The 15,955-nt window shown below is 67.1% G+C and carries 12 protein-coding genes; 7 read left to right on the top strand and 5 right to left on the bottom strand.

The window, feature by feature from the left end; genetic code table 11:
- Nucleotides 1-1,265: 1,265 nt before the first annotated feature.
- The gene (gene dacB, locus CCR84_RS13240; protein WP_201213155.1) at nucleotides 1,266-2,669 is read right to left on the bottom strand and encodes a D-alanyl-D-alanine carboxypeptidase/D-alanyl-D-alanine endopeptidase; all 1,404 of its coding nucleotides are present in this window, start codon (nucleotides 2,667-2,669) and stop codon (nucleotides 1,266-1,268) included.
- Between the two features lie 269 nt (nucleotides 2,670-2,938).
- On the opposite strand from dacB, the gene CCR84_RS13235 reads away from it, so the two are divergent.
- The 5 genes from CCR84_RS13235 to groL all read left to right on the top strand — a co-directional run bounded on the left by CCR84_RS13235 (nucleotide 2,939) and on the right by groL (nucleotide 10,381).
- The gene (locus CCR84_RS13235; protein WP_201213148.1) at nucleotides 2,939-3,253 is read left to right on the top strand and encodes a DUF485 domain-containing protein; all 315 of its coding nucleotides are present in this window, start codon (nucleotides 2,939-2,941) and stop codon (nucleotides 3,251-3,253) included.
- Entirely contained in the window at nucleotides 3,253-4,938 is a 1,686-nt protein-coding gene (locus CCR84_RS13230) for a cation acetate symporter (RefSeq protein WP_242508733.1), read from the top strand. The genes CCR84_RS13235 and CCR84_RS13230 overlap by 1 nt, the downstream gene beginning before the upstream one ends.
- Before the next feature lie 263 nt (nucleotides 4,939-5,201).
- The gene (locus tag CCR84_RS13225) at nucleotides 5,202-8,216 is read left to right on the top strand and encodes an ATP-binding protein (protein ID WP_201213145.1); all 3,015 of its coding nucleotides are present in this window, start codon (nucleotides 5,202-5,204) and stop codon (nucleotides 8,214-8,216) included.
- Between the two features lie 183 nt (nucleotides 8,217-8,399).
- Nucleotides 8,400-8,690, top strand: coding sequence for a co-chaperone GroES (gene groES, locus CCR84_RS13220; protein WP_201213143.1), 291 nt, complete (start codon nucleotides 8,400-8,402; stop codon nucleotides 8,688-8,690).
- A gap of 38 nt (nucleotides 8,691-8,728) precedes the next feature.
- The gene (groL, locus tag CCR84_RS13215; RefSeq protein WP_201213136.1) at nucleotides 8,729-10,381 is read left to right on the top strand and encodes a chaperonin GroEL; all 1,653 of its coding nucleotides are present in this window, start codon (nucleotides 8,729-8,731) and stop codon (nucleotides 10,379-10,381) included.
- Between the two features lie 176 nt (nucleotides 10,382-10,557).
- On the opposite strand, the gene CCR84_RS13210 is transcribed toward groL, so the two are convergent.
- Genes CCR84_RS13210 through CCR84_RS13195 form a run of 4 tightly spaced genes read right to left on the bottom strand, consistent with a single transcriptional unit; the run spans nucleotide 10,558 to nucleotide 13,123 of the window.
- A complete protein-coding gene (locus CCR84_RS13210; RefSeq protein ID WP_201213134.1) occupies nucleotides 10,558-12,096 on the bottom strand; it encodes a sulfurtransferase TusA family protein in 1,539 nt (512 codons plus the stop codon).
- A gap of 11 nt (nucleotides 12,097-12,107) precedes the next feature.
- Nucleotides 12,108-12,467 carry a DsrE family protein gene (locus CCR84_RS13205; protein WP_201213132.1) on the bottom strand — a complete coding sequence of 120 codons (360 nt, stop codon included), beginning with the start codon at nucleotides 12,465-12,467 and terminating at the stop codon, nucleotides 12,108-12,110.
- Between the two features lie 11 nt (nucleotides 12,468-12,478).
- Entirely contained in the window at nucleotides 12,479-12,715 is a 237-nt protein-coding gene (locus CCR84_RS13200) for a sulfurtransferase TusA family protein (protein WP_201213130.1), read from the bottom strand.
- A 15-nt stretch (nucleotides 12,716-12,730) separates the two neighbouring features.
- The gene (locus CCR84_RS13195; RefSeq protein ID WP_201213128.1) at nucleotides 12,731-13,123 is read right to left on the bottom strand and encodes a DsrE family protein; all 393 of its coding nucleotides are present in this window, start codon (nucleotides 13,121-13,123) and stop codon (nucleotides 12,731-12,733) included.
- A 605-nt stretch (nucleotides 13,124-13,728) separates the two neighbouring features.
- On the opposite strand from CCR84_RS13195, the gene CCR84_RS13190 reads away from it, so the two are divergent.
- Nucleotides 13,729-14,409 carry a response regulator transcription factor gene (locus CCR84_RS13190; RefSeq protein ID WP_201213407.1) on the top strand — a complete coding sequence of 227 codons (681 nt, stop codon included), beginning with the start codon at nucleotides 13,729-13,731 and terminating at the stop codon, nucleotides 14,407-14,409.
- Entirely contained in the window at nucleotides 14,378-15,880 is a 1,503-nt protein-coding gene (locus tag CCR84_RS13185) for a sensor histidine kinase (protein ID WP_242508722.1), read from the top strand. The genes CCR84_RS13190 and CCR84_RS13185 overlap by 32 nt, the downstream gene beginning before the upstream one ends.
- Nucleotides 15,881-15,955 lie beyond the last annotated feature (75 nt).

Here is a 15,955-nt window from a genome sequence, read left to right as displayed (position 1 = left end):
GGCGCCCAGCTAGCAGGCCTACGCGCTGGATCGCCACGCCCTGCGGGCTCGCGATGACGCGTCGCTGTCCCGTCATTGCGAGGCGCGCAGCGCCGTGGCAATCCAGTTCGTTCTTCCGAGTCCTTGGCGCTCATTCACGGGCGCCCAGCTAGCAGGCCTACGCGCTGGATCTCCACGCCCTGCGGGCTCGCGATGACGCGTCGCTATCCCGTCATTGCGAGGCGCGCAGCGCCGTGGCAATCCAGTTCGTTCTTCCGAGTCCTCGGCGCTTATTCACGGGCGCCCAGCTAACAGGCCTACGCACTGGATCGCCAAGCCCTGCGGGCTCGCGATGACGCGTCGCTATCCGGTCATTGCGAGGCGCGCAGCGCCGTGGCAATCCAGTTCGTTCTTCCGAGTCCTTGGCGCTCATTCACGAGCGCCCAGCTAGCAGGCCTACGCACTGGATCGCCACGCCCTGCGGGCTCGCGATGACGAATTGCTATCCCGTCATTGCGAGGCGCGCAGCGCCGTGGCAATCCAGTTCGTTCTTCCGAGTCCTTGGCGCTCATTCACGGGCGCCCAGCTAGCAGGCCTACGCGCTGGATCGCCACGCCCTGCGGGCTCGCGATGACGCGTCGCTATCCCGTCATTGCGAGGCGCACAGCGCCGTGGCAATCCAGTTCGTTCTTCCGAGTCCTTGGCGCTCATTCACGGGCGCCCAGCTAGCAGGCCTACGCACTGGATCGCCACGCCCTGCGGGCTCGCGATGACGCGTCGCTATCCCGTCATTGCGAGGCGCGCAGCGCCGTGGCAATCCAGTTCGTTCTTCCGAGTCCTCGGCGCTCATTCACGAGCGCCCAGCTAGCAGGCCTACGCGCTGGATCGCCACGCCCTGCGGGCTCGCGATGACGCGTCGCTGTCCCGTCATTGCGAGGCGCGCAGCGCCGTGGCAATCCAGTTCGTTCTTCCGAGTCCTTGGCGCTCATTCACGAGCGCCCAGCTAGCAGGCCTACGCACTGGATCGCCACGCCCTTCGGGCTCGCGATGACGCGTCGCTATCCGGTCATTGCGAGGCGCGCAGCGCCGTGGCAATCCAGTTCGTTCTTCCGAGTCCTTGGCGCTCATTCACGGGCGCCCAGCTAACAGGCCTACGCACTGGATCGCCACGCCCTGCGGGCTCGCGATGACGGGCTGCTGCTTCGGGGCAGCGCCTTTGCTGCAGCCGCTTTGTCGTCTCGTCGAGTTAGCGCAGCGTAAGTCGACACATCCTGCAGTCCCCGTATTCACATGCCGTCCCCGATCCAGGCCAGCAGCGCGTCCATCGCCGCCCTGCCGTGGCTGGCGCGCGGGTCGTTGATCAGGAACACCGTCACCCAGCGCCGGCCGTTGCGGTCGAGGACGTAACCGGCGAGTGCGCGCACGCCGTCGAGCGACCCCGTCTTCAGGTGCGCGCGCCCGCTCACGGCGCTGCTGCGCTGGCGCAGCGTGCCGTCGACGCCGGCGACCGGCAGCGAGGAGGCAAATTCGGGCATCACCGGGCTCGCCCATGCGGCGAGCAGCAGGCGCGCCAGTCCCTCGGCCGAGATGCGCTCGCCACGCGACAGCCCCGAGCCGTTATCGATCACGAGTCCGGGCAGTTGCAGTCCCTTCGCAGCCAGCCAGTCCTCGACACGGCGCCGCGCCGCTTCCGGGGTCGCCGGCCGCCCGGCGGCCAGGCCGAGCAGCAGTTGCCGCGCCATCACGTTGTTGCTGTACTTGTTGATGTCGCGGACGATGTCGGCGAGCGGCGGTGACTCCTGCGTGGCGACGAGGCGCGCCGCGGGCGGCGTCGTCCCGGCACGCACCTGCCCCGCGAGCGTGCCGCCGAGTTCGCGCCAGAGTGCACGGAACAGGCGTTCTACCTGCAGGTCAGCCGGCCACGGCGACAGGTGCAGCGCCTTCTCGCCACAGCCGGCGGGAAAGTGGCCGACCAGTTCGATGCCATCGGCGCGGTTGCGCGCCTGCACCTGGTCGCGCCAGTCGCCGCAGGCTGCGTCGACGAACTTGAGTTCGTTGGCGACGGCGATGCCGTCGTCCGGCGTCTCGGGAATCACCTGCACCGCGCGCCGCTCGCCGTCGGCGACGAGGGTCAGCCGGATGCTGTCGAGATTGACCAGCAGCGCGTCGGGACCGACGTTGTAGGGTCTGAGCGGCCTGCCGTCGAAGGCGGCCGGGTCATGCGGCGGCAGCGCGAAGGCGCTGCGGTCGAGCACCAGGTCGCCGGCGATGTCGCTGATGCCGCGCGCACGCAGCTGGCGCAGCAGCAGCCAGAACGCCTCGACCGTCAGCTTCGGGTCGCCGCTACCGCGCAGGTAGAGGTTGCCGGCCAGCCGTCCGTTCGCGGGCGCCGCGTCGACCAGTGCCTCGGTCTTCCAGGTATGGGCGGGACCGAGCAGTTCGAGCCCGGCCCAGGTGGTCAGCAGCTTCATCGTCGACGCCGGATGCATCGCCGTCTGTGCGTTGTGCGCGAGCAGCGGGCGCCCGCCATCGACTGCCTGCACGACGACGGCGACCCTGTCGCTGGCGATCCCGGCCGTGCGCAAGGCGGCGGCGACGGGCTTGGGCAAGGGATCGGTGGCAGCGCAGTCGAGCGCGAGCAGGGCGCCGGCGACGAGCGCAAGCAGCTGCCGCGAAAGGGCGTGTCTCATGGCTGGGGGCGGCGGACGCCAGGCCGCTTGGTGAGGTGGTTCATCTGCGCGATTGTAGCCGGCCGACGCTGCGATTCCAGCTCGCCTCCGCAACGCGCCGCACGAGCGTTTCCTCCCGGCATTTTTCGTTCGTCTTGGGATTACGTTTGTGTGAAGCTGTTACGCATTGTTGCAGGCGTAAGCGAGTCGTAAGCCTCATGTCCTATTCTCGATCCTGAAGTAAAGCCGGACCGCCCATCGTGCGGATCATTAGCGAGGAGGAGCGAAACATGAAAGACGACGTCGCGGCACGAATAGCCGCCAATCCCAAGTACCAGAAGCTGAAGAGTACGCGAGCCGGCTTCAGCATCGTCATGACCATCCTGATGATGGTCGTGTACTACGGTTACATCCTGCTCATCGCCTTCAACAAGGAATGGCTGGGAACCAAGCTCGGCGAAGGCATGACCACCTCGGTCGGCATCCCGCTCGGCCTCGGGGTGATCGCCTTCACGATCATCATCACCAACATTTACGTGCGGCGCGCCAACACCGAGTTCGACGCGCTCAACGCGGAAGTCGTCCGCGAGGAGGGACGCAAATGATGACGCAAACGACGCGCAACACGCTGGCGCTGGTCGTCGGCCTGGCCGCAGCGGGGGCTGCGCTGGCCGCCGGCGCCGACCTCGGCCAGACCAGCAAGCAGGCCACCAACTGGGTCGCCATCGGCATGTTCGGCGCCTTCGTCGCGCTGACCCTGTTCATCACCAAGTGGGCAGCCGCGAAGACCCGCTCGGCGGCCGATTTCTACACCGCCGGTGGCGGCATCACCGGCTTTCAGAACGGCCTGGCGATCGCCGGCGACTACATGTCGGCAGCCTCGTTCCTGGGTATCTCCGGTCTCGTCTTCGCCAGCGGCTTCGACGGGCTGATCTTCTCGATCGGCTGGCTGGTCGGCTGGCCGGTGATCACCTTCCTGATGGCCGAACGCCTGCGTAACCTCGGCAAGTTCACCTTCGCCGACGTCGCTGCGTACCGCTTCTCGCAGACGCCGATCCGCAGCTTCGCCGCGACCGGCTCGCTGGTCGTCGTCGCCTTCTACATGATCGCGCAGATGGTCGGTGCCGGTCAGCTGATCAAGGTGCTGTTCGGTCTCGAGTACCAGTACGCGGTGGTCATCGTCGGCGTGCTGATGATGATGTACGTGCTCTTCGGCGGCATGACCGCGACCACCTGGGTGCAGATCATCAAGGCAGTGATGCTGCTCTGCGGTGCGACCTTCATGGCTATTGCCGTGCTCTACCAGTTCAACTTCAACCCGGAAGCGCTGTTCGCCAAGGCCGTCGAGGTGCACGCCAAGCACGACCTGATCATGGCGCCCGGCGGCCTGATCAAGGACCCGATCTCGGCGATCTCGGTCGGTCTGGCGCTGATGTTCGGTACCGCTGGCCTGCCGCACATCCTGATGCGCTTCTTCACCGTCCCGAGCGCTGCCGAAGCACGCAAGTCGGTCGGCTGGGCGACCACCTGGATCGGCTACTTCTACATCCTCACCTTCATCATCGGCTTCGGCGCGATCGTCATGCTGACGCAGGATCCGGCTTCGTACTACGTCGATGGTGACATCGCCAAGGGTCTGAAGGGCGGCGGCAACATGGCTGCGGTGCACCTGGCCAACGCGGTCGGCGGCAACGTCTTCCTCGGCTTCATCTCGGCGGTGGCCTTCGCGACCATCCTCGCCGTTGTTGCCGGCCTGACGCTGTCGGGTGCCTCGGCGGTTTCGCACGACCTCTACGCGACGGTGTTCAAGAAGGGTAACGCCGACTCGGCCGCCGAACTGCGCGTGTCGAAGATCACCACGATCTGCCTCGGCATCCTCGCGGTCATCCTCGGCATCCTGTTCGAGAAGGAAAACGTCGCCTACATGGTCATGCTCGCCTTCGCCATCGCCTGCTCGGCCAACTTCCCGGTACTGTTCATGTCGGTGCTGTGGAAGGACTGCACGACGCGCGGCGCGGTTGCCGGTGGTACCGTCGGCCTGCTCATGTCGGTCGGCCTGACCGTCCTCTCGCCGGCTGTCTGGGAAGCCGTCCTGCTCAACGAGAAGGGTAGCGCACCGTTCCCGTACTCGTCGCCGGCGCTGTTCTCGATGTCCGCCGCCTTCTTCGTCATCTGGCTGGTGTCGATCCTCGACCGCAGCGCACAGGCGAGCAAGGAACGTGCAGCCTTCCTGGCGCAGCAGGTGCGTTCGGAGACCGGCATCGGCGCTTCGACCGCCAGCGCGCACTGAGTCGCAACATGGACGGCTTGAAGCAAGCTGTCCCCGGAAAGGCCCGGGGTAACCCGGGCCTTCCTGCGTTCACATGCCGGGAGATCTGGCCGGGCAGGGGCCGCAGCGCAGTGCTGCGGGTCGATGCGTTGCGCTCCGGTTTATGCATTGCATTATTCGTGCTTAAATGCCCGCTCGCTGCGTCGGCATGGTGAGGCAGCCGACGCTACAACGCCAGCGGGGCGCCGACCGCGCCGTGGCGAGCTTGAATCCGGGACTTCGCAATGCCAGCTTCGAACCGCCGCTTGCCGCTGCCGAGCACCCCCTGGCTGGTCCTCGCGCTGACGCTGCTGGTCATCGCTGCCATCATCGGCTTCGACCTCCTGTCCATGTACCGGAGCATCGACGCTCGGGAACGGGAGCGACTGGTCCAGCAGGCCGAGACCGTTGGCACCAACCTGAGCCACCGTTTGCAGAGCACCAGCAACGCGCTCGACGCCTTGCGCGACGACCTCCCCTGGTTGCTGACGCACCGGGACGGCGAGCGCCTGATCTCGCAGCGCATGCAGGCGATGGTCGATTCGATGACGGGCGTGCGCACGCTCTTTCTCGTCGATGTCGATGGCAAGGTGCTTGCCTCCAACCGCGTGGAGGCCTTGGGGCAGAATATAGGCGAACGGCCGCTTTATCAGATCATGCGCCGGGGCGCCGATCCCGGCGTCCTCTATCTCTCGCCGCCGGTCGCCAGCCCGCTCGGCGGCATCACGATGACGGTCGGCAAGCTCAGCCTCGACCACGACGGCAAGCCCGGCGGCTACGTCGTCGCCGCCGTCGATCCCGAGTATTTCAAGATCCTGCTCGGTTCGGTCGTCCATTCACCGGACACGCGTTCGTGGCTGATCCATGGCGACGGCGGTGTCCTGTTCACGGCGCCGGCAAACGAGAGCGTGCTCGGCAGGGATCTCAGCCAGACGGCGGACGGTCCCTTCGCCCGCTTCATGCGCAGCGGTGAGTTCAGCAGTATCCACGCCGGCATCGCGCCGCTCAGCGGTGAGAATCGCCTGTTTGCCTTTCGTTCGATCAGCCCGCTGGTGACGCCGGCGGACCAGATCCTGGTGAGCGTCGTCAGCCGTGATCGCGAAGCGATCTTTGCCCCGTGGTACCGCGAACTGGCAGTCAGGCTCGCGCTCTTTGCGCTGCTCGCGCTCGGCGGGATCTTCGCCTTGCTCAGCCATCAGCGGCGCCAGCGCGCGTACGGGAAGCTGGTCGAGATCCGCGAACGCGAGCGGGCCGAGGCCGAGACGAGAGTGCGCGAGAGCGAGGGGCGGCTGCGGCGGGCCGCCGAGGCTGCACAGTTCGGCGTCTTCGATATCGACCTCGAGGGCGGTCGCTCGTTCTGGTCGGCGGAGACGCGCTCGATTCTCGGCGTCCACGGCGACGTTCCCGTGCACGAGGCCGGCACCATTCCCGCCTTCGTGCATCCCGACGACGTCGGCCGGGTCGCGTCGCTGCTCGAAAGCTTGCGTGATTCCGCCGGCGACGGGCAGATCGATCTGGAATGCCGCGCGATCCGTCCGGACGGCAGCATGCGCTGGGTGCACATCAAGGGCCTGCGCCAACACGAGGCCGGCGGCGAAGGGCGGCTGCGCGACAGCGGCGTGGTGATCGACATCACCGAGCGCAAGCAGGCCGAGGAGGAACTGCGGGCGGCCAAGGAAGCCGCCGACGCCGCGACCAGGGCGAAGAGCGCCTTCCTCGCCAACATGAGCCACGAGATCCGCACGCCGCTCAACGCCATCGTCGGTAACGCCGAGTTGCTGCGCGCCGACAGCAGCGACCCGATGCAGAAACGGAAGATCGACCGCATCTGCGAGGCCTCGGGGCACCTGCTCTCGATCATCAACGACATCCTCGACCTGTCGAAGATCGAGTCCGGACAGCTGAGGCTCGAACACGCGGACTTCGAACTCGCCGCGCTGGTCGAGCGGGTGCTGCACCTGTTCGAGGAGCCGGCACGTGGGAAGGGGCTGGCGCTGACGGGAGATGTGGCGCCGGACCTGCGTCAGCTGCGCCTGCAGGGAGACGCGCTGCGCCTGGCGCAGGTGCTCATCAACCTGGGCAGCAACGCGATCAAATTCACCGAGCGCGGCGAGGTGCGCTTGGCGGTTGTCGGTGCCGTGGATGGTGTGGAGGAAGGCGAGCGTGTCCGCCTGCGCTTCTCGGTATCCGATACCGGCTGCGGTATCGCCGCGCCCGACCAGGCCGGGCTGTTCAGGCCATTCACGCAGGTGGATGCGTCGGCGACACGTCGCCACGGCGGCACCGGACTCGGTCTCGCGATCAGCCAGCGCCTGGTCGGGATGATGGGGGGCAGGATCGAGGTCGACAGCGCGCCCGGAAGCGGCAGCGTCTTCCGCTTCGAACTGCTGCTGGCGCGTGCGGTCGCGCCGGCCGGCACGCCGCAGCCGGTCGCCGGCTCGGCCCCGGAGTTTGCCGACCGCTGGATCCTGCTCGCCGAGGACCAGCCGCTCAACCAGGAAATCCTGCGCGACATGCTGGTCAGGCTCGGCTGCCGGGTCGATGTCGCCGGCGACGGGGTGGAGGCCGTCGAGCGCGCGCGCAGTGTCGGCTTCGACCTGATCCTGATGGACGTGCAGATGCCGCGGCTGGACGGCCTCGCCGCGACGCGGGTCATCCGCGCGCTGCCTGGCTATCGTGACGTGCCGATCATCGCGCTGACCGCGAGCGTCTTTGCCGAGGACCGGCAGCTCTGTCTCGACGCCGGAATGAACGCGCACCTCGGCAAGCCGGTGACGCCGGACATGCTCGCCCGCATCCTCGGCCAATGGCTGCCCGGTGCCGGCTGGCTGCCGGCCGCAGCGCTGCAGGCGCCGGCGCTGCCGACTGGCGCCGACGGCGAACTCGCCGTGGCGCTGCGCAAGCTGCCGGGGATCGAGCTCGATGCCGACTGGCTGGCCTCGGCCGAACGGATCGATGCGTACCGATCACGGCTGCAGCGTTTCATCGACGTCGACGGCGACGCCATGGCGCGCTGCCTCGCCTGTCTCGACGCCGGCGACGGCGAAGGCGCCCGGCGCGTGGCCCACAGCCTGAAGGGGATCGCCGGCATGCTCGGCGTACGGCGGGTCGCCGCGCTCGCCGGCGAGATCGAACTCTGTCTGCGCCAGGGGGCTGCCGATTTCGTCCTACGCCACCTGGCCAGCGAATGCCAGACCGAACTGGCGAGCCTGGCGCAGGCGCTCGCGGCGCTGCCGACGCGCGCTGCGGCGGCAAGCTGAAGCGCCCGGCCGCCGCCGGCGAAAATGTTTGTATCGCCTGCCCTTGAAAACGGGATTTCCATCCTTATAATTAGCACTCGTTAGTGATGAGTGCTAACAGCCCTGCCGGGTAACTGCACATTGCCGACCCGGCAGGCACCGATCACTGAAACGACCATCGAGTCAATACCAAGGAGAAATTGCATGAAAATCCGTCCTTTGCATGATCGCGTGATCGTCAAGCGTGTCGAGGAAGAGCGCAAGACTGCTTCCGGCATCGTCATCCCCGACGCAGCCGCTGAAAAACCCGATCAAGGCGAAGTGATCGCCGTCGGTAACGGCAAGATTCTCGACGACGGCAAGGTTCGTCCGATGTCCGTCAAGGTTGGCGACCGCGTGCTGTTCGGCAAGTACTCCGGCCAGACCGTCAAGGTCGATGGCCAGGAACTGCTGGTCATGCGTGAAGAAGACATCATGGGCGTCGTCGAGGCCTAAGCCTCCGCCCGCAACGAAAACGTTTCAGGAGATATTGAATGGCTGCCAAACAAGTCCTTTTTGCTGACGATGCCCGCGCCAAGGTCGTCAATGGCGTGAATGTCCTGGCCAACGCGGTCAAGGTCACCCTCGGTCCGAAGGGCCGCAACGTGGTTCTGGAGCGTTCCTTCGGCGCCCCGACCGTGACCAAGGACGGCGTTTCCGTCGCCAAGGAAATCGAACTGAAGGACAAGTTCGAGAACATGGGCGCGCAACTGGTCAAGGAAGTCGCTTCCAAGACCTCCGACAACGCCGGTGACGGCACCACCACCGCCACCGTGCTGGCCCAGGCGATCGTCCGCGAAGGCTTCAAGTACGTTGCCGCCGGCTTCAACCCGACGGACCTCAAGCGCGGCATCGACAAGGCCGTCACCGCGATCGTCGCCGAAGTGAAGTCGATCTCGCGTCCGACCACGACCTCCAAGGAAATCGCCCAGGTCGGCTCGATCTCGGCCAACTCCGACGCTGACATCGGCGACATCATCGCCAGCGCGATGGAGAAGGTCGGCAAGGAAGGCGTCATCACCGTCGAAGACGGCAAGTCGCTGCAGAACGAACTCGAAGTCGTCGAAGGCATGCAGTTCGACCGCGGCTACCTGTCGCCCTACTTCATCAACAACCCGGACAAGCAGATCGCCGTCCTGGAAAACCCCTTCGTCCTGCTCTTCGACAAGAAGATCTCGAACATCCGCGACCTGCTGCCGGTGCTCGAACAAGTCGCCAAGGCTGGCCGTCCGCTGCTGATCATCGCCGAAGACGTCGAAGGCGAAGCGCTGGCGACCCTGGTCGTCAACAACATCCGCGGCATCCTGAAGACCGTCGCCGTCAAGGCCCCGGGCTTCGGTGACCGTCGCAAGGCCATGCTCGAAGACATCGCCATCCTGACCGGTGGCCAGGTCATCGCCGAAGAAGTCGGCCTGACCCTGGAAAAGGCAACCCTGCAGGACCTCGGCCAGGCTTCGCGCATCGAAGTCGGCAAGGAAAACACGACGATCATCGACGGTGCCGGCCAGGCCGCCAACATCGAAGCTCGCGTCAAGCAGATCCGCATCCAGATCGAGGAAGCGACCTCCGACTACGACCGCGAGAAGCTGCAAGAGCGTGTCGCCAAGCTGGCCGGTGGCGTTGCCGTGATCAAGGTCGGCGCTGCCACCGAAGTCGAAATGAAGGAAAAGAAGGCCCGTGTCGAAGACGCGCTGCACGCCACCCGTGCCGCCGTTGAAGAAGGCATCGTCCCCGGCGGTGGCGTCGCGCTGCTGCGCGCCCGTGCCGCGATCAAGGACCTCAAGGGCGACAACCACGACCAGGACGCCGGCATCAAGATCGTCCTGCGCGCGATCGAAGAGCCGCTGCGCCAGATCGTCGCCAACGCCGGCGACGAGCCCTCGGTCGTCGTCAACCAGGTCCTGCAAGGCACCGGCAACTACGGCTACAACGCCGCCAACGGCACCTACGGTGACCTCGTCGAACTGGGCGTTCTCGACCCCGCCAAGGTGACCCGTTCGGCGCTGCAGAACGCCGCTTCGGTCGCCGGCCTGATCCTGACCACCGACGCACTGGTTGCCGAGCAGGCCGAAGACAAGCCGGCCGCCGGTGGCATGGGCGGTATGGGTGGCATGGGCGGCATGGGCGGCATGGACATGGGCATGTAATCGCCCGAGTCAGTCACTCGTAGCACGCAGTACCCAGGAAAAACCCCGCTTCGGCGGGGTTTTTCTTTATCGATCGTCTTCGATTCGGGCCTGCCGGCCCTCACACGAGATGCCGATGCCGCGAGCGTCTTTCGTGGCAGCGGCGGCAGCCGCGAATCCGGCGCGTCCCCGTTCGGCTAGACGCCGTGCCGCTCGCGCAGCAGGGCCGCGGCTTCGGCGATCGCCTTGAGCTTGGCCTCGGCGATCCGGGCAGACGCGATCGGGTTGTCGGCGAAGGTGGCAAAGCCGCAGTCGGGGTTGAGCAGCACGCGCTGCGCGCCGAAGATCGCGATCGCCCGTTCGGCGCGGGCGACGATCTCGTCGACGCTCTCGATGCGCTCGTGTTTCTGGTTGACCACGCCGACGCCGATGCGCTTGTCTTCCGGCAGCTCGCGCAAGACCTCGATCTCGCCGGCGCGCGGCGTCGACAGCTCGAGCATCAGGGTGCCGACCTTCAGCTCCTGGAACAGGGGCAGCAGGGGCCGGTAGTCGCCGGACAGCGCCACCGACTCGTCGGTCGTCCAGTTGCCGCGGCAGACGTGCAGCGCCGTGCGTTCGGGCGGCGCGTAGGCGACCACCGCGTTGATCAGTTCGCGCGCAAATGCCAGTTCCTCGGCGACCGGCTTCTTCTCACCGAGCGCGCCGCACATGAAGCTGCGCCCGCCCGATCCTGGCCGCTCGCGGGCGAACACCACTTCCGACAGCACCGGCTCGTCGAACTGCACCAGCGCTGCGCCGGCGTCGAGCAGGTCGGCGAGTTCGGCGCGCAATACGGCGACGATGTCCTCGGCCAGTTCCTCGCGCGAGGCGTAGGCGCGGTCCGACAGGCACTCCATCCACATCGTGCGCGTCAGCAGGTAGGGGCCGGGCAGCGCGACCTTCACCGGCTTGTCGGTCAGGGTGCGGGCGAAGTCGAGTTCGTTCAGGGTCAAGGGCCGGCTGCGGCCGATGCGGCCGAACACGGCCGGGTGGCGAACCTCGTGCGCCGGGATGTCGAGCGCGCGCATCTCCTTCTCGAATTTCACCGGGTCGCTGACGTAGGGCAGCAGGTCGGTGAGCGGGATCAGCTGGCAGTTGTCGAGGATGCCGCCGACGAAGCTCGCGTAGGAATCGCGTCGCTGCTCGCCGTCGGTGACGACGTCGACACCGGCGCGCAACTGCGCTTCGACGGCCAGCCTGACCGCATCGTCGGCGGTGGCCTGGAAATCCTCTTCAGACATGCGGCCCGCCATGCGCTCGTGGATCGCCTGCAGCGTCCACCGCGGTCGCGGCCACGAGCCGAGTCCCATCACCGACAGGGGACGGATCGGCGGCGCGGCGACGACGCGGCGCCGCTCCGGCTGCGGCCGGGCGGGGGCGACGCCCGCAGCGACATCCGGCACCACGCGGGCAGGCGCCGCCTGCACCGAGGCGCCGCCGAAGGCTCCCTTGCTGACCAGATAGCTCACCTGATTCCCGTCGCGCTGCTCGGTCGAGACCAGTTCGTTGCCGGTCATCCGGCACCAGGCCGGCAGGTCGACCTTCACCGTCGAATCGGTGGACAGGATCTCCAGCGTCTGCCCGGCGCTCAGGGGGTCGATGTGGCGGCGGATCAGCAGCAGGAGGCCGCTGCCGCAGTCGAGATCGCCGCCGTCGAAACTCGTGTCCGGCGCTACCGGATGTCGGTCGAGGCTCATGTCGCCAGCACTCAGTAGCTGATGCAGGAAGCACCCTGCGCAAGGAACTCGACGAGCTTGGCGCCGCCGACCACCTGCGCGCCGTCGACGATCTGGCTCTCGTCGAAGCCGCGCTTCTTGATGCACGGGGAGCAGACGAACAGGGTGCCGCCCGCCGCCAGGTAGTTGTCGAGCAGCTGCTTCAAGGGCGCGAAGCCCTCCTCGTGGATGTCGTCGGCGTAGCCCTTGACCGCGAGGCGCACCGCCTCGGTGCTCAGGAAGACCAGGGTTTCCTGCCCGGAGGCGACCGCGGCGTTGGCAACGACGAAGGCGACGGTCGCCTTGTCGCAGTCGTCCTTGGCATGGGTGACGCTGACGCAGATCTTGGCCATGGGAGAGCTCCTCATTTACGCTGGATGAAAAAATCGTGGCTGGCAGGGTCGCAGTGAAGCAGCACATGGCCGGTCATGCGGCACCAGGCGGGAATGTCGGCGGGCGCACCCGGGTCGAGCGCGGTCAGGCGCAGCACCTCACCCGGCTGCAGCCGGCGCAGGCGCAGCATCAGTTCCATGACCAGTTCGCCGCAGCCGAGATCGCCGGCGTCCCAGTGGGCTTGATGGGGAGGTGCGGAGTCGGTCATCGTGAGCTCGCTTGTTCAGAAAGAAAGAATGCGCCATTCGGGGTCGAGGCTGCGCATGACCACCGTCGCCGCCCCGGCGGCACCGGAGAATTCGGCGATCTTCGCCTCGTCGGCGCCGACGTGCTGCTTCAGCGCCTTGCTGCAGGCCAGGAAACGCGCGCCGTACTGCGCCGCTTCCTGCAGGTAGTCATGGACGGTCCTGCCGTCGCCTTCGCCGGCGTCGAGACCGGCGGCGACGCCTTCGACGAGCAGGCGCACCGCGCGACCGATGAAATGAACCTCGACCTCGCAGTCCATCGCGGCGGCCACCGCGGCATAGACGAGCGGCATGACCGAGTCCTCGGCACGTTCGGGGATCGCCATCGACATGATGATCGCCAGTTTCCGGCAGGTATTCGCTTCGCTCATCGTCCGGGCGCGTTTGGTCTGTGGATGGAGTCTGATCTTAACGCGAAACGTGGAGCAATTTCTTGAAACATCGGCCGGCCTGGTCTGCCGAATCCGTCGCGATCAGCAGCGCGTCATCGCGAGCCCGTAGCGCGTGGCGACCCAGACAGCGCGTCATCGCGAGCCCGCAGGGCGTGGCGATCCAGTGTGTAGGGCTGAATGGAAGAACGAACTGGATTGCCACGGCGCTGCGCGCCTCGCAATGACAGTTATGGTCTCAGCCCCTCTCCATGCACTCCCGGAATACGTCTATTCCGGGGAGGCAGGCCAAGCATAGGATGACGGCAGCGAATGGCTGCGTTTCATGCTCAGGAGTGGCACCACTCGCCATGATCGTTAGCCTGAATGCGGGGGCATGACCACGTTTTGGCCGACGCGCTGCCTCCCGGCATGAGCGCCGCTTCGGGAAGGCTGGCTCGCGGGTCGCTCGCCGCATGCTGCGGCGCAACAGCCGACGCCTTCCGAGTTTGTTAAACTCGGGGTCTGCACGTGCTCTTGCCATGGGATGTCGTCATGGGCCCCATGTCGGCTACACGCTGCTGGTTCTTCAACTCTCCTTGGCTGCAATGCGGATCCTCCTCGCCGAAGACGACCAGATCATCTCCGATGGCCTCAGCCGCTCGCTGCGCCAGTCGGGCTATGCCGTCGACTGCGCCTTCTCGGGAGTGGACGCCGACACCGCGCTGCTCACCAACGGCTACGATCTCGTCATCCTCGACATCGGCCTGGGCCGCATGTCCGGCCTCGAAGTGTTGCGCCGTCTCCGCGCGCGCGGCGCGACGACGCCGGTGCTGATGCTCACCGCGCTCGACGGTACCAGCGACCGCGTGCGCGGCCTCGACCTCGGCGCCGACGACTACATGGCCAAGCCCTTCGAACTCGCCGAGCTCGAAGCGCGCGTGCGGGCGCTGACGCGGCGCTCCTCGCAGACGACGCCGGTCGTCCAGATCGGCGCGCTGACCTACGACCAGAGCGGGCGCAGCGCCCGCCTCGGCGGCGTAGCGCTCGAACTCTCGGCCAGGGAGGTCGGCCTGCTCGAAGTGCTGATTTCGCGCGCCGGTCGCCTGGTGAGCAAGGACCAGCTGGTCGACAAGCTGTGCGGCTGGGGCGAGGAAGTCAGCCACAACGCGATCGAAGTCTATGTGCACCGCCTGCGCAAGAAGCTGGAGCCGGGCGGCGTGCGCATCGCCACCGTGCGCGGGCTCGGGTATTGCCTTGAAAAGCCAGCGGAAGAGCGCAAGTCCTGAGGGCCAGCGCTCGCTCTTCGGCGAGATCCTCGACTGGATGCTGGCGCCGCTCCTGTTCGTGTGGCCGATCAGCATCGCGATCACCCATTACATCGCCTACAGCGTCGCCGGTTTTCCCTACGACCAGTCCCTGCGCGAGCAGGCCACCGCGATCGGTCGCAAGGTGAGCTTCGAGAACGGCAAGCCGCGGGTCGCCTTTCCCGGTCCGGCGCGTGCCATGCTGCGCGCCGACGAACTCGACAGCGTCTATTTCCATGTGCTTGCTCCCGACCACAAGCTGATCGCCGGCGACAGCGAGTTGCCGCCGCCAGCGCTGGCCACTCCCGTCGAGGAGGAGGTCGGCGAGGTCTATTTCCGCGACGCCGAGGCCGACGGTCGCGACATCCGCGTCGCCTATCTCTACGTCGCCGAACCGGGGATGCCGCGCGAGCGCTGGCTCCTGGTCGAGGTCGGCGAGACCCTCGAAAAACGCGCGCAACTGGCCAACAAGATCATCGCCAGCGTGATCGTCTCGCAGTTCATCATCATCCCGCTGGCGGTCGTCCTCGTCTGGTTCGGCCTGTCGCAGGGCCTGCGCCCGCTGACCCGCCTGCGCGAGCGCATCGAGTCGCGCAGCGAAGGCGACCTCGCGCCGATCGCCGCGCCGCGCGTTCCCGAAGAGCTGCAGCCGCTGACCGACGCCTTCAACGCCATGATCGACCGCCTGCGCCAGAACATGGAGGTACAGCGCCGCTTCGTCGCCGACGCCGCGCACCAGTTGCGCACGCCGCTCACCGGGCTGAAGACCCAGGCGCAGTTCGCCATGCGCGAGAGCGACCCGCAAGCCCTGCGCCACGCGCTGCAGCAGATTGCCACCAGCGTCGACCGTGCCTCGCACCTGGTCGACCAGCTGCTCTCGCTGGCGCGCGCCGAGGGCAGCGAGAACACGCAGCAGACGCTGTCGCCGCTCGACCTCGACCAGCAGGTGCGTGCGGTCGTTGAAGACTGGGTGATGCTGGCGATCGACAGACAGATCGACCTCGGCTTCGAGAGCGGCGGGCCGGGCATCACCATCCTCGGCAACGCTTTCCTCCTCCGGGAACTGATCAACAACCTGATCGACAACGCGCTGCGCTACACGCCCGCCGGCGGTCGCGTCACCTGCCGCGTGCTTGCCGACGACGAAAGCGCGCGCATCGAGGTCGAGGACAGCGGCATCGGCATCAGCGAACAGGACGCCGCGCACGTCTTCGACCGCTTCTATCGCGTCGAGGGCACCGGCATCGACGGCAGCGGACTCGGGCTCGCCATCGTGCGCGAGATCGCCGACCTGCACGACGCCAGCGCCAGCCTCGGCCCGAACCGCGCCGCCGACGGCAGCCCGGCGCGCGGCGCCGTCGCGCGCGTCGTCTTTCCCCGCCACCGCCCGGCACCGCCCCCGGAGGCGCCGTCGCCGCAGCAGCAGCGCAGCATCCCGCTGCCACTGGCGTGAGTGCGCGCCCGGCCTCCGCCCGTGCTCCGCGCAGAAAAATTTGTGTGCAAAGCTTTGACGAAGCGCTCAGGCCTC

This window comes from Rhodocyclus purpureus, from assembly GCF_016653115.1.
Classification (GTDB): Bacteria; Pseudomonadota; Gammaproteobacteria; order Burkholderiales; family Rhodocyclaceae; genus Rhodocyclus; species Rhodocyclus purpureus.
The sequence above is the reverse complement of the archived record's forward strand: the minus strand, read 5'-3'. Positions and strand labels throughout refer to the sequence as shown.